18 protein-coding genes and 2 pseudogenes are annotated in these 18,673 nt (G+C 69.8%); 5 read left to right on the forward strand and 15 right to left on the reverse strand.

The genetic code is table 11. From position 1 onward, the window contains the following. Positions 1 to 46: 46 nt before the first annotated feature. On the forward strand, positions 47 to 529 hold the full coding sequence (locus KSNIM_RS37615) for a hypothetical protein (RefSeq protein ID WP_263107675.1): 483 nt from the start codon (positions 47 to 49) through the stop codon (positions 527 to 529). On the opposite strand, the gene KSNIM_RS37620 is transcribed toward KSNIM_RS37615, so the two are convergent. The 4 genes and pseudogenes from KSNIM_RS37620 to KSNIM_RS37635 all read right to left on the reverse strand — a co-directional run bounded on the left by KSNIM_RS37620 (position 495) and on the right by KSNIM_RS37635 (position 4,324). Next, positions 495 to 1,277, reverse strand: coding sequence for an IS5 family transposase (locus KSNIM_RS37620; RefSeq protein WP_263107676.1), 783 nt, complete (start codon positions 1,275 to 1,277; stop codon positions 495 to 497). The two genes, KSNIM_RS37615 and KSNIM_RS37620, sit on opposite strands and share 35 nt — an antisense overlap. 325 nt (positions 1,278 to 1,602) lie before the next feature. Next, positions 1,603 to 2,217 carry a hypothetical protein gene (locus KSNIM_RS37625; protein ID WP_263107677.1) on the reverse strand — a complete coding sequence of 205 codons (615 nt, stop codon included), beginning with the start codon at positions 2,215 to 2,217 and terminating at the stop codon, positions 1,603 to 1,605. A 214-nt stretch (positions 2,218 to 2,431) separates the two neighbouring features. After that, positions 2,432 to 3,878 (reverse strand): annotated as a pseudogene (locus tag KSNIM_RS37630) (NF041680 family putative transposase). Between the two features lie 215 nt (positions 3,879 to 4,093). Continuing rightward, complete coding sequence (locus KSNIM_RS37635) at positions 4,094 to 4,324, reverse strand: helicase associated domain-containing protein (protein ID WP_263107678.1); 231 nt, start codon at positions 4,322 to 4,324, stop codon at positions 4,094 to 4,096. A gap of 39 nt (positions 4,325 to 4,363) precedes the next feature. Between KSNIM_RS37635 and KSNIM_RS37640 the strand changes: the two genes are divergently transcribed. Continuing rightward, complete coding sequence (locus tag KSNIM_RS37640; protein WP_317634122.1) at positions 4,364 to 4,663, forward strand: hypothetical protein; 300 nt, start codon at positions 4,364 to 4,366, stop codon at positions 4,661 to 4,663. A gap of 34 nt (positions 4,664 to 4,697) precedes the next feature. Here the strand turns inward: KSNIM_RS37640 and KSNIM_RS37645 are convergent. From KSNIM_RS37645 to KSNIM_RS37675, 7 genes and pseudogenes are all read right to left on the reverse strand, one after another. Beyond that, positions 4,698 to 4,778, reverse strand: a pseudogene (locus tag KSNIM_RS37645) (hypothetical protein); the annotation flags it as partial. A gap of 138 nt (positions 4,779 to 4,916) precedes the next feature. Beyond that, complete coding sequence (locus KSNIM_RS37650) at positions 4,917 to 5,126, reverse strand: transposase (RefSeq protein ID WP_263107679.1); 210 nt, start codon at positions 5,124 to 5,126, stop codon at positions 4,917 to 4,919. 275 nt (positions 5,127 to 5,401) lie between these two features. Then, on the reverse strand, positions 5,402 to 5,812 hold the full coding sequence (locus KSNIM_RS37655) for an SgcJ/EcaC family oxidoreductase (RefSeq protein ID WP_263107680.1): 411 nt from the start codon (positions 5,810 to 5,812) through the stop codon (positions 5,402 to 5,404). Positions 5,813 to 5,859: 47 nt separating this feature from the next. Then, entirely contained in the window at positions 5,860 to 6,876 is a 1,017-nt protein-coding gene (locus tag KSNIM_RS37660) for a sigma-70 family RNA polymerase sigma factor (RefSeq protein WP_263107681.1), read from the reverse strand. Between the two features lie 692 nt (positions 6,877 to 7,568). Continuing rightward, positions 7,569 to 7,751 (reverse strand): hypothetical protein, encoded by a 183-nt coding sequence (locus KSNIM_RS37665; RefSeq protein ID WP_263107682.1) that lies wholly within the window; start codon positions 7,749 to 7,751, stop codon positions 7,569 to 7,571. A gap of 911 nt (positions 7,752 to 8,662) precedes the next feature. Further along, entirely contained in the window at positions 8,663 to 9,169 is a 507-nt protein-coding gene (locus tag KSNIM_RS37670) for a hypothetical protein (RefSeq protein WP_263107683.1), read from the reverse strand. A 206-nt stretch (positions 9,170 to 9,375) separates the two neighbouring features. After that, positions 9,376 to 12,384, reverse strand: a complete 3,009-nt coding sequence (locus tag KSNIM_RS37675; RefSeq protein WP_263107684.1) for an AfsR/SARP family transcriptional regulator — start codon at positions 12,382 to 12,384, stop codon at positions 9,376 to 9,378. Between the two features lie 161 nt (positions 12,385 to 12,545). Between KSNIM_RS37675 and KSNIM_RS37680 the strand changes: the two genes are divergently transcribed. Both KSNIM_RS37680 and KSNIM_RS37685 read left to right on the forward strand, forming a co-directional pair. Next, entirely contained in the window at positions 12,546 to 13,796 is a 1,251-nt protein-coding gene (locus KSNIM_RS37680; RefSeq protein WP_263107685.1) for a hypothetical protein, read from the forward strand. Positions 13,797 to 14,141: 345 nt separating this feature from the next. Further along, positions 14,142 to 14,636 (forward strand): hypothetical protein, encoded by a 495-nt coding sequence (locus KSNIM_RS37685; RefSeq protein ID WP_263107686.1) that lies wholly within the window; start codon positions 14,142 to 14,144, stop codon positions 14,634 to 14,636. Here the strand turns inward: KSNIM_RS37685 and KSNIM_RS37690 are convergent. Continuing rightward, positions 14,602 to 15,384, reverse strand: a complete 783-nt coding sequence (locus KSNIM_RS37690; RefSeq protein WP_263107687.1) for an IS5 family transposase — start codon at positions 15,382 to 15,384, stop codon at positions 14,602 to 14,604. The genes KSNIM_RS37685 and KSNIM_RS37690 overlap by 35 nt on opposite strands. Positions 15,385 to 15,705: 321 nt before the next feature. Here KSNIM_RS37690 and KSNIM_RS37695 point away from each other — a divergent pair. Beyond that, positions 15,706 to 16,505 (forward strand): IS5 family transposase gene (locus tag KSNIM_RS37695; protein WP_411543912.1). Its coding sequence is split into 2 segments (ribosomal slippage): positions 15,706 to 16,039 and positions 16,039 to 16,505, totalling 801 coding nucleotides; the frame shifts between segments, so codons are not numbered across the junction. Between the two features lie 13 nt (positions 16,506 to 16,518). Here KSNIM_RS37695 and KSNIM_RS37700 read toward each other — a convergent pair. From KSNIM_RS37700 to KSNIM_RS37710, 3 genes are all read right to left on the reverse strand, one after another. Next, a complete protein-coding gene (locus KSNIM_RS37700) occupies positions 16,519 to 17,106 on the reverse strand; it encodes a histidine phosphatase family protein (RefSeq protein WP_263107688.1) in 588 nt (195 codons plus the stop codon). Between the two features lie 173 nt (positions 17,107 to 17,279). Further along, entirely contained in the window at positions 17,280 to 18,248 is a 969-nt protein-coding gene (locus KSNIM_RS37705) for an alpha/beta hydrolase (protein WP_263107689.1), read from the reverse strand. Between the two features lie 105 nt (positions 18,249 to 18,353). Then, complete coding sequence (locus KSNIM_RS37710) at positions 18,354 to 18,671, reverse strand: putative quinol monooxygenase (protein ID WP_263107690.1); 318 nt, start codon at positions 18,669 to 18,671, stop codon at positions 18,354 to 18,356. Between the last annotated feature and the right edge of the window lie 2 nt (positions 18,672 to 18,673).

Here is an 18,673-nt window from a genome sequence, read left to right on the forward strand (position 1 = left end):
GTGGCAGAGGCGGGGTGTCGTGTCGTCTCTTCGGTGGAGGTGCCGGATGCCGTCGGTGATGGGGCTGCTGGAGGAGCGCGAGCGTGCTGCTCGGCAGCGGGTGGAGGTCCTGCAGGCCGAGTTGCAGGAGGCGGAAGCCGCGTGGGAGCGGTTCGTGATCGCCCGTCAGACGGTGGCCGAAGTCCTGGCAGAACCTGCTGCGGGCGAGGAGGTGCCGCCGGCTGGCGCAGCTGGTGAACGGCCTGCGCGGGTCGTCGGTGCCGTGCCCGGATCGGTGGTGCCGGTCTGGAGGGAAGGGCTCGCTCTCGACTCGCTTGCGCCGGACTACCAGCGGCTCGTGGAGGTCCTGGCGGGAAGCGGGGAAGAGATGGACTGTCGGCAGCTCGCGGCGGCCCTGGGTCTGGAGGTGGTCGCGGCGAAGGTGGAGGGAGTGCGGTCGAAGGTGAAGCGCCTGGCCGCGCGGGGCTGGCTGGCCGAGGAACGCCCGGGGATTTTCAGCGTGCTCGCCGGGCGAGCCGGCGACTCATGACCACGCTCATCGACCAACGGATCATCGCCTCGGAGGTGTCGGTGCGGGTCTCGTAGTCGCGGGCCAGGCGGCGTGATCGCATCAGCCACGCGAACGTCCGTTCCACCAGCCACCTTTTCGGTAGCACCACGAAGCCCGTGGCGTCGTCGCTGCGTTTGACCACTGTCAGCGCGATGTTCAGGACATCGCGGGCGAGGTCGACCAGGCGTCCGGTGTAGCCGCCGTCGGCCCACACCAGCGAGATGCGCCAGTGCCGCTGACGCAGCCGGGCCAGCAGCGTCCCGCCGGCGTCGCCGTCGGTGACGGAGGCCGCGGTGACCAGCACCGTCAGCAGCAGCCCGAGGGTATCCACCGCGATGTGTCGTTTGCGGCCGTTGACCTTCTTCCCGCCGTCGAATCCCCGCGTGGCGGCCGGCACCGATGCGGCACCCTTCACCGACTGCGCGTCGATGATCCCTGCGGTCGGCTCCGGATCGCGGCCCGCCGCCTCGCGGACCCGGTCCCGCAGCCGGTCGTGGAACTCGACGACCAGGCCCTTGTCACGCCAGCGCCGGAAGAAGGCGTAGACGCGGTCCCAGGCGGGGAAGTCAGCGGGCACCGCCCTCCAGGCGATGCCGCCCGCGACCAGGTAGCGCACCGCGTCGACCAGCTGCCGGTGGCAATAGCCCTCCGGCTGCCCGCCGCGGCCTTCCAACCAGGCGGGCACGGGCATCGCGTCGCGTACGACGGCCCACTCCACGTCACTCATGTCGGACGGATACCTCGGCCGCCTGTGCGGCCGGTCACCGGCGTTCCCGAACCGGTGAGCGAGACAATCACACGATCGTGCAGCCGAGTTGGAACCGGCAGGCGTGAGGGCGTACAACGGCGGCAACCTGGCCTCCTGGCGTGCTCAAGGTCTTCGACAGACCCGAGCTGCACCAGAGGCCCTGCCTTCATGCCCGGCACGCGACAAGGTCACCCGACCGAGCTGATCCACTCGAACTCGTGCCCACCAAGCTCGGGACGACAACGGCTGGCCAGGTCACCGAGCCGGAGCCGCTCGGAGCCGGCCGTTGACCGTGTCCGCGGGCTCATTCCCGAAGGTTTTTCGACCAGTCACCCCGAGGGCGATAGGCACGGCTGTCACCGACCTGCTTCGTCCCGCCGGGAACGACGTCCCCGTGGTACGGATACTGTTCGGTCACTGCCGCCAGCAGGAACTCCAGGAAGCCGCCCTCGAACACGTCCCACTCCCACATCGAGTGGAACTTGGCGGCCACCGGCCACCGGTCCGGATCCGGGCCCCGCATCAGCCAGAAGAAGTGGTCGGAATTGTAGTTGTTACCCCACTTCAGCAGGCCGCCCTCGGCCGGGAACAGCGGATACGGGCACTCCCTGTAGTCCCCGTCCCGGTAGCACTCGGCCAGCCAGGCACAGTATCCGTAGGGCTCCGTCGTGTCGTACAGGAACCCCTCGAAGCCGGACGGCACCGCGGCGTGGGGACTGGGGACTTCCGTTGGTGTGAAAATGTGCAGCTCGTTGCTGATGCTGACCGACCCGTACCGGTCGGCGAACGCCCGGTAGTCCGCGGGCAGCTGGAAGCCGATCGCCGCAGGTGCGAGCTCCCACGGGACCGGGGTCACGCCGTCCGCGGGCGGCGGCCCGATCACCACGCCGAGTCGATCCAGCATCTCCTCGATGTCCATGCCCACTCCCATCGGTCGCCCGTTCCCGCCGGAGGCTATCCGCCTGCGGTGACACCGCAGGCGGCAGGGCCCAGCCCCGCAGCGTCCTGGCACCCGAACTGTGCGGGAGGTCCCACTTCCATGCCCAGACGACCAGAGGATCATCCGACCGAGGCAGCAGACTCGAACTCACGATCACCAAGCTCGATTGAGCAACGGCTTCTAACCTTGATTTTTAAGCTGCTGCTGCGATCTTGGCGAGGTGGGCTTCGAGCGTGGGTTCGCGTTTGACGGTCTTCCCGACGTCGTAGCGGGGTGTCGGCCTGCGGTTCTTCGCGCCGGGGGCGGCCGGGGCCGGGGCGTGTCGGTTGTGGCACGGCTGCCGGACAGGGCGTCTTCGCGCGGATGTTGCGGAACCCGCGTCGGACTCGGGCGGGCGTGAGCTTGTTCGGCGGGGCAGGTTTCTCCCAGGGCCGGCGTAGGTCCTCGGCGAGGGGGCGGGCGAGGCGGAGCTGGGTGTGTGCGGCGATGATCAGCCAGGTCCACAGGTCGGCGGTGTCCGAGCGGCGGATCTTCGGGGCGGTCCATCCGAGTGTCTGCTTCATGAGCCGGAAGGTGTGTTCAAGGTCGAATCTGCGTAGGAACGTGCGCCAGATCCGGTTCAGGTGCTCGGCGTCGATGCCGGTGGCGGATGACCACAACCACAGTGGCTTCGCGTCCCGTTCGCCGGGCAGGTGCTCGGCCTTGAGGCGGACCAACGTGCCGTGGATCAGCGGGATTTCGCCCTGGTGGTCCAGCCACGGCCCGCGCTTTTGCAGGCGCTGGTGCATCCGGTCCCACGATCTCGCCTCGGCCTTGCCGTAGCGGGTGGTGTCCGTGGTGGTGGTCGCGTCCGGGGTGTGCCAGCTGTCGGGCTTGGCGAAGGTGAAGACGCCGCCGTGCTTGCGCGGGCGTCCGCCCTTGGGGCCGGAGCGGGGCTCGCTCGGGTCGCGGAGCATGACCCGGTCCGAGCGCAGTCGGCCGATCAGCTCGACGGGCAGGTCGGCCAGGACGTAGGCCAGGCGGGTCACGTCGTAGCCGGCGTCCATGACGACGAGGATGTCCGGATCGCCCTGGCGCCAGTGGCCTGCCGCGATGACGCGGTCGACGACCTCGCGCAGCTGGGCCGCGGTGACGGCGGTCGCGTCGTCGGCCGGTCCCAGCCGGACCGCGTCCAGCAGCCCGACCCACGACGTGCGCCCGGACTCCAGGGCGGCGACGAAGGAGTACGGCCAGCCGGGGACGAGCTGATCGGCGCTTCGCCCGCGACCGTAGACGTGGCAGAACAGGCGCTCGTCGCTGGTCGGGGCGTCGGGCCGCAGCCAGTTGGAGACATCCACGGCCAGAGCGATCCTCCCGTCCGCGAGCCGCGGCAGCGGCAGCCCGGCCAGAGTGCGGCGCAGCCGCGTCGGCTCCATCCAGCCCCGGTCCAGCGCCTGGTACAACGCGCCGTGCCCGCGCCGGTGCTCGGCCGCGAGCGACAACTCGACCAGCGTCTTCACCGGCCCGTCCGTGCACAGCACCGCGTCGGTGAGCTCGAAGAGCGCGTCAGCGCGGGCGTACAGGCAGTCGTAGAACTCAACCCGAAAGCGGGACAAGATGCCCAACCCGTCGCCTGCGGGCGGATCGAGGGGGAGACTCATACGCAGCGGCCGTTCTCTCGTGCTTCGTGACTAGACATCTCGAAGCGTGGAGAACGGCCGCCTCCGCTGTCCCGGGAAGAACCGCGGATCAGCAGGTCGGGTGACCTGCGAGGTTAAACGGAAAGCTAACGTCAGGGTGCAGCCCGCCAGCGCACCCCGAAGGCCAGCCCACGGCGCGAGCCAGCACGATCCCGGTGGCCCTACCCTGGGCGGGCCTACCAGGCCACGCCCAGGGCCTCCAGCCGCCCGAGCTGCTCCGGAGTGAGCTTGTCTCGTCTGCTCTTCTGGTTGTTCAACCAGGTGCCCAGCGATGTTCCGCCCTCGCGATGGGGCCTGGGCACACGCGCATGGCCCTCCCGGACACCTTCGGCTTCGCGTCGGCTGCGGCCTTGGCCGCCACCAGTCCCGTGTGGACGGTCACGTAATTCCCCAAGAGCTCTGGTCACGCAATTCCCCAGGTCGTGGCTGTGTGAGGGGCTAGGTTGGTGAGCGTGACGATGCGGGGGCGGATGTATCGGTATGTGGGTCCGGCGGAGCTGAAGGCGCTCGTCCGGGCGGGTGGTGAGGGTCGGAGCGTCCGCTCGTCGGCGGACTTGGGCGAGTGCGTCTCCGCGCTGACCCTGGATGAGTTGGCCGAGCCGTTCACGTTCGTCGTCGATGCCGGCGGGGTGCTGCGACTGGCTCCGCGCCGCAGCGAGCACGTGGTGTGCGCCGGCGGCGAAGAGGTCCTGAGCGCCGGTGAGATGAGCTTCCGTGAGGAGTCCGGGCGGCGTCGCGGTCGGTGACGGATGCGGCGGTGACCAGGACGGTCAGCAGCAACCCGAGGCTGTCCACCACGATGTGCCGCTTGCGCCCCGGTACCTTCTTCCCTCCGTCGTAGCCGGACGTGGCGGAGGGCACCGACGCGGCGGCCGGAACCGACTGGGCGTCGATGATCCCCGCCGTCGGCTCCGGATCCCGCCCGGCGGCCTCGCGGACCTTCCCACGCAGCCGGTCGTGGAGCTCCTTGATCAGGCCCTGGGACCGCGTCTACGCCTTCTACCGGCCCTGGTCCCGCCAGCGCCGGTAGAAGGCGTAGACCCGGTCCCAGGCGGGGTAGTCCGCCGGCATCGCCCGCCAGGTGATCCCACAGCGCACGGCGTCAAGCATCTGCCGGTGGCAGTAGCAATCCGGCTGCCCGCCACGGCCCTCCAGCCACGCCGGCACTGGCATCGCGTCCCGCACGACCGCCCACTCCGCGTCCGTCATGTCGGAGGGATAAAGGGTTCGCGATCCGGACGGTCGCCGGCATTCCCGAACCGGTGAGCGAGGCAATCACACGACCAGGCGGCCGAGTTGGACTCCACCGGCGAGACAGCACAAGACTGCAACACAGGGCCTCCTGGGCATCGGACTTCGACAATCCCGAGCTGACCAGGAGGCCCTGCCTTCATGCGCACACTGGCCGGAGATCACTCCACCGTGGCTCCTCGCTGGAACCGATGCCCACCATGATCAGTACGACAACGGCTTCAGCAAAGGGCTCAGTTTCCAGTCGCCAGCACCGGGCTGTTGTGATAAGCGGCGATCAGCCACTGGCCGTCCTGCTTCTCGAAGACCCAGGTCGCGTTCACCTTGCCCGCGTCCGGCACCTCGGCCTGGCCGGCGAACAGGATGCCGGATTCGCTGATGACGATCGCGGCGTCCCTGCCGACGAAGCGCAGGCTGAGCTGCTTGTTGTAGGTCGAGGTGCCCTTGAGGGGCCCGGCGAAGGCCATGGCCATGGCGTCGCGGATGGCGTCGCGGCTGTCGCGCAGCGAGCCGGTCATGATGGCGGTCGCGTCCGCGGTGTAGTCGGCGACCATGCCGTCGGCGTCGCCGGCCTCCCATGCCTTGTAGGAGTCGACCAGGACGGCCTGGATGGCGGCCGCGTCTGCCGCGCGGTTGTCTGACATCGGAGTCTCCCTTGTGAGCGGTTCGCCCGGGTGCTCCGGCGAACTCGTCAGTACATACCGGCGGCTGGGCTGGAACTGTTCGCGTCCGCGGCGGGGAATTCTCCGGGGTCGAGTTCGGCGGCCAGACCGAAGGAGGCGAAGATCTCGGAGTCTTGGAACACCGAGTTCCGGCTGATGCCCTCGGCGGTGACGGTGAAGATCTGCAGTGTGTGCAGTTCGTATCCGTCGCCGACGCGTCGGTAGGCGGCGAACCCGTGCTGGCCGTTGGCCGTGACCGCGGTGAGGCGCCAGTCCGTTCCGGCCGCCTGGAAGACCCATTCCATGAACAGGCCGTAGTTGCCGGGGCCGGTGAACCAGTTGAGCATCGGCGGCATCTCCATGATGACGTCCTCGGTGAGCAGCCGCTTGAGGCCCTCGACGTCGGCCTGCTCGAACGCCTTCATGTAGCGGTCGACCCAGGCGCGCTGCTCGGCCGCGGACGGCTCGCTGAGACGTTCCGGCTGGGCCTCGACTTCCTGTACCCGGGTACGCGCCCGATGCAGGGAACTGTTCACCGAGGCGACGGTGGCGCCGAGGATGTCTGCTGCCTCGGACGCGGAGAAGCCGAGCACGTCACGCAGGATCAGCGCTCCGCGCTGACGCGCCGACAGATGCTGCAAAGCGGCGGCGAACGCCAACCGCAGGCTGCTGCGGTCGACGACGGCCGCGGCCGGATCGCCCGCGTCCAGCAGCGCGTCCGGCAAAGGCTGGAGCCAGACAGCGTTCTCGCCCCGGACAAGTGGCCCGAGCGGGTGCGACGCGGCCACCAGACCCGCCGGCAGCGGCCGGCGGCCGCGGACCTCCAAGGCGGTCAGGCAGACGTTGGTCGCGATCCGGTACAGCCAGGTGCGCAGTGAGCTGCGGGTCTCGTCGTACTGCTCCCGCGCCCGCCATGCCCTCAGGAACGTGTCCTGGACCAGGTCCTCCGCGTCGTGAGCCGAGCCGAGCATCCGGTAGCAGTACGCCAGCAGCTCTGTCCGGAACGGTTCGATCAGGCGATCGAAGCTCTCCACCTTCGCCGTCATGCCCCCGCCCTTCACCGCTCCACTCGCGGCCACTATATCCAGCGGCTCCGGCGGGGGCGTCCTGGCGTGAGGCGGCGCCGGAAAACCGCGTCCGTCATGTCGGAGGGATAACAGGGCTCGCGATCCGGACGGTCGCTGGCATTCCTGAACCGGTGAGCGAGGCAATCACACGACCAGGCGGCCGAGTTGGACTCCACCGGCAAGACAGCGCAAGACTGCAACACAGGGCCTCCTGGGCATCGGACTTCGACAATCCCGAGCTGACCAGGAGGCCCTGCCTTCATGCGCACACTGGCCGCAGATCACTCCACCGTGGCTCCCCGCTCGAACCGATGCCCACCATGATCGGTACGACAACGGCTTCTCATGCCGCAGGCGTGTTGCTGCCGTGAACTTCGCGGGGTTGTAATCGCGGGGTGCCTCGAACCCCGCCGTCCGGCGCAGACACCGAATTGATCAAGACCCTCGCGGACGGCAGCGTCACCGTGACGGTGCCCCAGCTGGAGCGCTGGCGCACGGCCGGGCTCCTTGCGCGCCACCCCCGCAGCGGTCTCGGCCGGGGACGCGGCAGCAGCTCCGTGCTCCTGCCGGCCACTGTGGCGCAGGCCGAGATGCTCGCCCGCACCACCCGCCAGGGCCGCGCCCCGGCCTCCCTCGCCGCCGGCCCTCTCCTGCCGAGACTGCGGGACTCATCACCCGCCGCGCTGCGCGAGGCCGTCACCGCGGCCCTGCGCCGTTCCATCGCCGAGCTCACCGCCCACACGCCGGGCACCAGCCTGTCGGGCGAGGCGGCGGACGACGCACGCGCCGAGGCCCTGCTCGCCACTGCTCACCGGCACGCCGAGAGCGCGGCCGGAGGCCTGCTGGAGTCCCACACCTTCCTCCTCGACATGGCCGCCGAGCAGCACGTGGACACCCACGGCATCCCGCGGATACCCGAGTGGAAACACCCCGGGCCACCTGCTGGCGGCCGGACTACGGCTCTTCGCCGGCGGACCAGACGCCATCGGACCGGACGAGATCGCGGAGGCCGTGGGCCACGCCCTCGGTCTGCCCGAGGAGAAGATCGACGACATGGTGGGCTCGGCCGCCGCCCACGAGATCGAGGCGCTGCACCGTGGCGAGAACCCGTGGCCCCCGCCCGCCGCTGCCCTCGATGCCGAGTCGATGATCGTGGCAGTGGCCGTGGCGTCCGACGAGGAACTGCTGCGGGCAGCCCGGGCGACGCTCACAGCCACCAGCTTGCAGACGGTGGCCATCCTCGGCAGCGTTCTCGGCCTCGCGTCCGAGGAGCCGACAGAGCCAGGGGAGGCGGTCCCATTCCGGATGAAGCCGGAGGGCGTGCTGCGAATGCTCCGCCACCCGGTCTGGTGGCTCTGGGGGCAGTTCGTCACCTTCGGCTCGCTCCAGCGCGAGGAGGACCTCGCCGCCAGGATCGCGCTGGCCCTCGCACCGGGGCGCACGCCGGCACCGACGCGCTCGAGACCTATGCACGCTTCCTGCACACCGAACTCGGCCTCCCTGACGAGCACCTGCACGATCACGAGGAAGCCCGCACCCGCCCGTAGGCCGATCGCTGTCCTGCGGGCGGGCATTCGAGCGAGTCTGCCTCCAGCCGACCGGACGCCGCCGTATCGTCGAGGGCGCAGGGCGACGTGCTGCCGCCGCTGCCCCTTGGATGCCCGGCCCGGCCGCTCCCCCCGTGCGGCCGGGCCGCGTTGCACCGGGAGAGGTGTCCTGAAGGCGGCGGTGCAGGGCGCGACAGGCGGCGCGGCAAGACGCGAGTTCAAGGCCAGTCTGACCGGCGACGATGCCAGTGGTGCGGGCTTCGGCGCGCAGCACCTCGATTGTGTGGGCGCCGGACGCTTGCGTGGCGTTCCCGCTCCACGAACTGCGCCAAGGCCGCCGAGCCCTGCTGGAAGCGGTCCGTGCGGGACACCTTCGGCCGGGCCGCAACCGCCGCCCGCGCCGCGGCCGGCTCCTGGTCCGCGGCGATGCCGATCGCCGCGAGCAGGTCCTGCTGTTCCTGGTCGAGCTGAGCGAAGCCGGCCCGCTGCGCCCGCACCCACCGGCCCGACTGCTCGTACCCGAACTCGGTCTCCATCGGCAGGTCGGCCCAGTCGACCTGGCCGTCGCACTCCAGCCACCACTGCCGGGCGGTGGCGTGGGTGCGCTGCCAGGTGATCGGCCAGCTCGGGCACCACCACGGGTCGATCTCCTCCAGCGCCGCCCTGCGTTCCGGGTCGAGTGCCCCCGGCTCACCCGCCGGCACCGTGGTGGTGTGCTGCGACATCCACGGCGGCAGGGGTGCGGTCCGCCCAGCCCTACCGGGGGCCTTCGCCGACACTGGCGGTGTCCTGGAGCTCGCCTACTGGCTGGGTATCCGCTCTCTCGCCCCGACTACCTGGGCTACCACGCTGCGCACCGGCGACGACGCGGCGCCGACGGCTCGGTTTCGGGCAGTGATCATGGTATCCCTGAGGGGCACTCGGCTGGTGGTCAGGCCGGCGGGGCTCCGGCTCGGAGGCGTTGGAGTTTGTCGAGTCCTTCGATGCCCTCTTGGACGTAGGCGGGCAGGCGTTGTTCGCGGGCGAGGTCGACGGCCTGTTGGAAGGCGGCGGCGGCTTCGTCCCACTGGCGGAAGTGGAGGTGGGTGCGGCCCGTGATCAGCAGGCAGTCGGTGGTGCTCTTGAGGTTGCCGAGTTGCTCGTTGATGTGGAGGGCCTCGTCGAGGGCGGCCAGGGCCTCGTCGCGGCGCCCTAGTGCTCGTAGGCTGTCGCCGAGGTTGGCCAAGGCCACGGCGGTGTTGTACAGGTTTCCGTGTCGTCGCCAGATTCCGGCCGCTCGCCGGAACCCGGCCTCGGCCGATGCAAAGTCCGCCATTTTCAGGTGGACCGCAGCCATGGTGGTCAGCATGACGCTGTCCTCCCTCGACGCCTCGTCGAGTTCGAGGGCCCGCCGGGCGTACGCCAGTGCGGCCTTGCCGTCGCCGAGCTGGTTGTGGAGGGCGGCGAGATTCTTGAGGATGCTGGTCGTGACGTTGTCACGGCCGGCCCGTTCGGCCCTTTCGAGGGCGGCCGTGAGAGCGTCGGAGGCCTCTGGATAGCGGTCGGAACTGCCGTGGACGACGCCGATCCGTTCGAGCATCAGGGCCTGGCCCAGAAGGTCATCTTCCCGCTCGGCGGTGCGCAGAGCCAGCTCGCGGCATTCGTCGGCTGCGCCGGTCCACCAGTCGGCGGTCATGTGGCATGTGAGACCGGAGGCGATCCGCCAGGCGAGGTCGGGGCGGGAGGAAGCGGCGGCCTGACGGACCACTGCAGTGATGTTGCTCAGTTCCTGGGTGCACCATGCCGTCACCTGCGGACCGTCGGCGAAGTCGGGCGGCGCCGCAGCGGGCTCCTCCGTCAGGACGGCGAAACGCCATACACCCGGGAGCAGGGTGCGTGCGGCGTTCTGCAGCGCGGCGCAGTACCAGACCATGAGCCGTACCTGCGCGGTGTCGCGGTCCTCGCGACTCTCCTCTGCGAGGGCGCTCTCCGCGGCGAACTCGCTCAGCAGGTCGTGGAAGCGGTACCGCAGGGGCTCGGGGCTCTGCAGCAGTTGGAAGTCGACCAGAGTCTCCAGCAGTTCGGCCGTGACGTGTTCCGGGCGCTCCGCCAGCGCCGAGGCCTGCTTGATACCGAACATCAGCCCCGGCCACAAGCCCAGCAACCGGAACAGGCGGGCCGCATCGCGTTCCACGGGGTCATCGCTGTCTCGAAGGGCCAGATAGCTGGAGGCCAAGGTGGTTCGCACGGACAGGTGCCCCGCCGCGAGCGTGCGCAGCCGTGCCCCGTCGCCGGTCAGCAAGTCGGCCAGGAGGCCCAGGGACCAGGAGGGCCGAGAACAGAGTCGTGCGGTGGCAATCCGCAGGGCCAGCGGCAGCCCGCCGCAGGCCGCGAGGAGCCGCAGAGCGCTGTTCGGCTCGGCGTTGACGCGCTCGGCACCGCACACCCGGGCCAGCAGGTCGCGCTGCTCGTCGACGTCCAGCGGCTCCAGAGGTACGTGGACGGCGCCCGGCAGGTCGGTCAGTGTGGTTCGGCTGGTGATGAGCACGGCGCAGTGGCCGTGGCCGGGGAGCAGGGGGAGCACCTGTTCGGCGTCACGGGCGTTGTCCAGAACCAGGAGGACCCGGCGGTTGGCCAGGACGCTGCGCAGGCGGGCGGAGCGGTCGTCGGTGTGCGTGGGTAGCGGAGTGCCTCGCAGCTCGGAGTCGAGATCTCCCAGGAAGCGCGCCACGACGTCGTGTGCTTCGCGCGGTTCGGCATTGCCGAAGCCGTGCAGGTCGACGTAGAGCTGCCCGTCCGGGAAAAGGTGTCGTACCCGGTGCGCGGTATGGACGGCCAGGGCCGTTTTGCCGACGCCGCCCATGCCGGACACGGCCAGCACACAGGTGCCTGCGCTGGAAGCGGCCGCTTCCAACCGGCTCGTGAGCGCGGTCAGTCCGTCGGCGCGGCCGGTGAAATCGGAGATATCTGCTGGGAGCTGTGCCGGAGCAGGCCAGGAGGCCGGTTCTGCTTCTGCCGGCTCGGGCGCCGTCGGACACTCCGGTGCGGCGGCCGGGCCGGCGACGCCCTGGGGGACAGCAGCGGTAGGCGCCGGCGGCTGCAGGAAGTCCGGGTCTGCCTGCAGGACCCGCTGGTGCACGGTGCGAAGGGCCGGCCCCGGGTCGACGCCGAGCTCCTCGGCGAGGCGGGCCCGGATGCCCTCGAAGGCTTCGAGCGCGTCGGCCTGCCGGCCGTTGCGGTACAGCGCGGTGACCAAGTGGGCGTGGAGGCCCTCGTGCAGCGGATTGAGGGCCGCCCAGCGGGTGAGCTCCACGAGTGCGCTCGCGTGCCGGCCGAGGCTCAACTCGGCCTCGAAGAACCACTCGGCGGCCTGGAGCCGCGCCTCCTCGAAGGACCGGACGGACGGGAGCGCTTCCTCGGCCAGCAAGGGAAGCTCACCGAGCGGCGTGCCTCGCCACAGGCCGAGCGCGCACCGCGCAGAGCCACTGGCACCGTGCCAGTCGCCCTGTCGGCGCGCGGTGTCGGCGGCGGCGACCGCCTGGATGAACTCCTCGGTGTCCAGCTCGGCCGGGCCGATCCGCAGCAGGTAACCGGACGGCACGGTCTGCAGGCGATCGCCGCCGTGCGGGCCGAGGACCCGGCGCAGCCGGACGACCTGGTTGCTGAGCGCCGTCGCAGCCGTGGGCGGCGGACTGTCGCCCCACAGCGCGCTGGTCAGCCGTTCGCGAGACACCGGCCGGTTCGGTGCCAGCAGCAGCGCTGCGAGCAGAGCGCGGCCGTGGGCCGAGGCCAGTGGGACCGCAGCGCCCGACTCGTCCTGGATCAGCAGATCGCCCAAGAGACCGAACCGCACGTACCACCCGCCCCATAGAACCTGAACGGCCTCCCTCGGAGCACTCGAATGAGAACTCAGGCCGCATGAAGATCCGATTATCCATCCGTTGTCGCGACGTTGCCGCACGAGTCTCAGACCACGGACGGGCATTGTCGATCCGTTTGAGGGCCCCACGACGATCGTCGGGTCGGCGAGCGCGGGACACCCGGGTCATCCCCACAGGCCGCGCCGCCTGGAAACACCCGCAGCGTCCCGCCTTACCTCTCACACACAAGGAGCTCGCACCCGTGCCAGCAAGGACCATCGCCACGTCGTCCAAGACTTCCAAGCTCGCCGCCACCCTCCTGGCCACCGCCATCACGGTCAGTGGGGCCATAGCGACCACCGCGCTCACCACTACCGCTGCGCACGCCGTCGGCTCGTCCAGCGTCGGCGGCCAGATCACTCGGAGCGAGGTGCTGGCGCGTGCGCAATCTTGGGTCGACCAGGGTGTGCCGTACAGCCAGAGCTCCTACTGGAGCGACAGCAATGGCAAGTACCGCCAGGATTGCTCGGGACTCGTCTCGATGGCCTGGCACATCAACACGGCAGGAACCAACTTCGGGTTCACTACCGACACGGCCGGGCCGTACGAGACGCAGTTGGCCAGCCTCGACGATCTCCAGCCGGGCGACGCGATCAACAACATCTCTACCCACATGGTGTTGTTCGCACGCTGGACGGATTCGAGCCGCACGGCCGCAGTGATCTACGAGGAGGCACACGCCGGGACGACTGCGCGGACCCGGACAATGTACAAATCCGAAATGACCGATGGCGGATTCAAGCCGTTCCGCTACAACAACATCGTCGGCGGCGTGACGAAGTCCACTGCTGGTGTGTACCGGTCGTCGAACTCGGTGTTCTACGTCAGCGACACCAGTGGTGCGATGAGCGGCTATGCGGGATTCGGCGCGAGCGGCGACGTCCCGCTGACCGGCGACTGGAACGGCGATGGCAAGGACACCTTTGGCGTGTACCGGCCCTCCGACCAGACCTTCTACCTGACCAACGACAACTCGTCGGTGGCGGTCGCCCGGAAGTTCGGCAACCCGGACGACGTACCCGTCGTCGGTGACTGGGACGGCAACGGCACCGACACCATCGGCGTGTACCGGCCCTCCGACCAGACCTTCTACGTGTCGAACGACAACGCGACCGTGGCGTACGCGCTGAGGATGGGCGTCCTGGGCGACAAGCCGATCGTCGGTGACTGGGACGGCAACGGCACCGACACCATCGGCGTGTACCGGCCCTCCGACCAGGCCTTCTACCTGACCGACTCGACCACCTCGGCGACCGTGCAGCACTCCATCAGGTTCGGCAACCCCGGCGACGTTCCGATCAAGGGCGACTGGGACGGCACCGGCACCGACAAGGTCGGCGTCTACCGGCCCGCCTACTCCGACTTCTACGGCGCCGCCAAGGATTCCAACACCGTCATCTACAGCGCCCGCTTCGGCAACCCCGGCGACACCCCCATCGTCGGCCAGTGGTAGTCATGCGCCCTCCCGAACGTCGTCACCGACTTGTACGGCCGACCCGCTGGCCGCCGCCGCTAGACGCGCGAGTGCCGGCGACGACTGCCAAGGCGCTGACCTGCAGCACCGCCATGAACAGGTGGCGCACCTCTTGCGCGGCCGCGACATGCGGACTCACGCGATCACCAGACCTTTGAACCCGGGGTCTGGACGCTCCGGAAGGGAGCGTCCAGACCCCGGTTGACCTTCAGAAGCCGTTGTCTTTCCGAGAATGATGGGCGCGTTTCCGCTGGTCAGACATGGGGCTGGTGCTTCAGCGGCAGGGACGGGGTGTCGTTTCGACTCTTCGGTGGAGGTGCTGGGATGCCGTCGGTGATGGGGTTGCTGGAGGAACGCGAACGCGCCGCCCGGCAGCGGGTGGAGGCTCTTCAGGCCGAGCTGCGGGAGGCGGAGGCCGTGTGGGAGCGGTTCGTGATCGCCCGCGAGACGGTGGGCGAGGTCCTGGCGGAATCTCCCGGCGGCAAGGAGGTGGCGCGGGCCGTGGTGGACGGTGAGCGGCCGGCGCCGATCGCGGCAGCGGTGCCGGGGTCGGTGGTGCCGCACTGGCGGGAGGGGTTCGCTCCGACGGTGCTGGCGCCGGACTATCGGCGGATCATGGACGTCCTGGACGACGGGAGCGGGACGGTCGGCGGGGCGATGGACTGTCGCCAACTCGCGGCGGCACTTGGGCTGGAGGTGGTTCCCGGGAAGGTCGAGGGGGTGCGGTCGAAGGCGAAGCGCCTGGCCGCGCGGGGCTGGCTGGCCGAGGGACGCCCGGGGCTGTTCAGCGTGCCCGCCGGGCGAGTCGGCGGCTCATGACCATGCTCATCGACCAGCGGATCATCGCCTCGGACGTGTCGGTGCGGCCCTCGTGGTCGCGGGCCAGGCGGCGTGAGTGCATCAGCCGGGCGAACGTCCGCTCGACCAGCCACCTCTTCGGCAGCACCACGAAGCCCGTGGTGTCGTCGTTGCGTTTGACCACGCTCAGCGCGACGCGCAGGACGTCGCGGGCGAGGTCGACCAGGCGTCCGGTGTAGCCGCCATCGGCCCACACGATCGTGATGCGCCAGTGCCGCTCGCGCAGCCGGGCCAGCAGCGTCCCGCCGGCCTCGCGGTCGGTGACCGACGCCGCGGTGACCATCACCGCCAGCAGCAGGCCGAGGGTGTCGACCACGATGTGCCGCTTGCGGCCGTTGACCTTCTTCCCGCCGTCGAATCCCCGTGTGGCGGCCGGCACCGACGCGGCTGCCTTCACCGACTGGGCGTCGATGATCCCCGCTGTCGGCTCCCGATCCCGGCCCGCTGCTTCACGGACCCGGTCGCGCAGCCGGTCGTGGAACTCGGTGACCAGGCCCTTGTCCCGCCAGCGCCGGAAGAAGGCGTAGACGCGGTCCCATGTGGGGAAGTCCGCGGGCATCGCCCGCCAGGCGATGCCGCCCGCGACCAGGTAGCGCACCGCGTCCACCATCTGCCGGTGGCAATAGCCCTCCGGCTGCCCACCCCTGCCCTCCAGCCAGCCCGGCACCGGCAATGCATCGCGCACCACCGCCCACTCCGCATGGCTCATGTCCGAGGGATACTTCGGCCGTCTGTACGGACGATCCCCGGCATTCCCGAACCGGTGAGCGAGGCAATCACACTCCCGGGCAGCCGAGTTGGATCCAGCCGGTGCGAGGGCGTACAACAACGACAACAGGGCCTCCTGGCGTGCTCACGGTCTCGACAACCCCGAGCTGCACCAGAGGCCCTGTCTTCATGCACGGCACGCGGCAAGATCACCCGACCGAGCTGTTCCAGTCGAACCCACGTCCACCAAGATCGATAGAGCAACGGTCACTTAGAGATCATCTCATTTGGGCGGTTGAGTAGGCTGCGGGGCGTGACGATCGTGGAGCGCCTGGTGCCGGACGCGTTGTGGGAGCTGTTCCAGTTGGTGGTGCCGACGGCTCCGGTGCGCCCGCAGGGCGGTGGCCGACGTCGGTACGGGGACCGTGAGGTGCTGGCAGCGATCGTGTTCGTTGCGACATCGGGCTGCACGTGGGCCCAGCTGCCGCAGTGCTTCGGCCCGTCCGGCCCGACGGCTCACCGCCGCTTCACTGAGTGGAGCAAGGCCCGAGTGTGGGCCAAGCTCCACCGGGTCCTCCTGGACGAACTCGGCTCCAGGGGTGAGCTGGACTGGTCCCGGTGCGCGGTCGACTCGGTCAACATGCGGGCCCTGAAAAGGGGGAACTGACGGGTCCGAATCCTGTCGATCGGGGCAAGTACGGGTCGAAGATCCACTTGCTCACCGAACGCACCGGTCTGCCCCTGTCGCTCGCGATCTCGGGAGCCAACGTCCACGACAGCCAGGCCCTGATCCCTTTGACCGACGCCATCCCACCGATCCGCTCTCGGCGCGGACCCAGGCGACGCCGACCCGGCAAACTGCACGGCGACAAAGCCTACGACCACCGGTTCATACGCTCCTACCTGCGCCGTCGGCAGATCACGGCCCGCATCGCCCGACGTGGCGTCGAGTCCTCCACCCGCCTCGGCCGGCACCGCTGGGTAATCGAGAGGACCGTGGCCTGGCTCAACGGCTTCCGCCGCCTCCACCGCCGCTACGAGTACAAGGCCGACCACTTCGCCGGGTTCGCCAGCATCGCCGCGGCTCTCATCTGCTACCGGCGCGTCGCACGGCAGACGTGACGCCGGCCTGCCGCTACGGGACGTTCCAGGCGGAGATGACCGGCTGCCCGTGCTCAATGGCCAGGAAACTGAGAGAGCCCGGGTGCGGGTGGCCGAGCAGGCGGGCGGCGGACGCATCGAGCCCGAGCCAGCGCACGGCGATCACTCGCGCCAGATGACCGTGCGCGACCACGGCGACATCGCCCCCGCCCAGCAACGGCCGAATCCGGTCCAGCACCGCGTCCGTGCGCGCGGCCACCTGCTGGAGCCGCTCGCCAGGATGGGCGGCATCCCCGGCAATGACACCGTCCCGCCACAGGTCCCAGCCCGGCCGCGTCCCTTGGATCTGCTCGGAGGTCAGCCCCTCGTAGCCGCCGTAATCCCACTCCACCAGGTCCGGATCAGGCTTGACACCAGTCAGGCCCGCAAGCTCGGCCGTCCGCATCGCACGACTCAGCGGGCTGCTGAACACAGCGGCCAGACGGCGCTGGGCCAGCCTCGGAGCGAGCGCCCTGGCTGCGGCCTCACCCGCATCGGTCAGCGCAACGTCGGTGCGGCCGGCGTGCTGGCCCGACAGGCTCCACTCGGTCTGGCCATGCCGGACAACTATCAACTCTCCCATGGCCGTGCACGATATCTGATGACCCGTCGGCCAGCCCCGGAGGTCAATTCATGGAGAGCACGGTCCGGGACGCGCGGAGCCTGACATGACCGAACCCATCCTCGCCAGCCAGCCAAATGAGATGACTTATTAGGCCAAGGCTGAAGCGTACGACCGAAACTCGTCGACTTCACCTATGCGGCGGGGTTCGTGGGCAGGAGCCGGGCGAGCCAGTCGGTGCGGGTTCGGCGGGCTGTGGCCGAGATGGGTGCCTGCGGGTACAGGGCGTCGAATCCGTGGAAGCCGCCTGCCCAGACGTGGAGTTCGGCCTGGCCGCCGGCCGCCCAGATGCGGGTGGCGTAGTCGGTGTCCTCGTCGCGGAAGACTTCGGCGGAGCCGGTGTCGATGTAGGTGGTCGGCAGGCCCGCGAGGTCGTCGGCCAGGGCGGGTGAGACGTATGCGGGTACCTCGTCGTCGGTGAGGTCGCCGAGGAGGCAGCGCCATCCGAATCCGTTCATCTCGCGGGTCCAGACGCCGGGCCCGTTCGAGTACTGGAGGCTGGAGGTGGTGGTGTTGCGGTGGTCGAGCATGGGGCCGATCAGGACTTGGGCGGCGATCGGCGGGGTGCCGAGGTCGCGGGCCAGCAGGGTGACGCCGGCGGCGAGGCCGCCGCCCGCGCTGGCGCCTGCGACGATGATCCGGGCGGGGTCGATGCCGAGTTCGGCGGCGTGGTCGGCGATCCAGAGCAGTCCCTGGTAGCAGTCGTCGACCGGGATGGTGCCGGTGGACTCGGGCGCGAGCCGGTAGTCGACGGAGACCACGACGGCGCCGAACTCGTCGAGCCACTCCAGCGGGATGTCGATCTGTGAGAAGCGGTCGCCCATGACCATCCCGCCGCCGTGCATCCAGTAGACGCAGGGTGCGGCAGCGGTGCGATCGCTGTTCGCGGGGCTGAAGACGGACAAGGGGATCGGGGTGCCGTCCGGACTCGCAACGGTGACCTCGCGCCGGTCGATAGCGCGACCTTCGAGGAGGGGTTCGACGGGCATCGAGGAGAAGGGGCGTACCTGCGCCAGCACTTCCGGGCTGAGCTGGGACATCAGCGGCATGTCGGCCAGGAGTTCATGCAGTTCGGGATCGAGGGAGGGGCGTGCTGTGGTCATGGTCGTTGCCTCTCGTGGGTGGTGGCGGGACGGTCGGGCGAGCAACGGGGGCCACCTCGGTGGGCACTGAGGCGGCAGAGGCTGGGGTGTGGGGTGTTCGGCGGGTCAGAGGGCGGATTTGCCGCGGACCGGAACGTAGTCGGTGAACTCGGAGTCCTTGGCGAGCAGCGGGCCGATCTGCGCCACGATGGCCTGGGCGGTCCTGCCGGCGAAGACGCGGTGGTGGTCCTCCTCGCTGGTCCAGCCTTCGGCGACGTGGACGACGTCGGGGTCGGACGCGGAGCGGGAGACGAGGTAGACGAGGCAGTATTCGCTCGCGCCGGGGCTGCCCTCGTTCAGTCCGGTCAGCAGCAGGTCGACGAGCTGGTCGCCCATACCGGGCCTGGCGGTCAGGGTGGCGCTGAAGCCGTAGTCGGCAATCATGG

The sequence above is a fragment of the Kitasatospora sp. DSM 101779 genome, from assembly GCF_025655475.1.
Lineage (GTDB): Bacteria > Actinomycetota > Actinomycetes > Streptomycetales > Streptomycetaceae > Kitasatospora.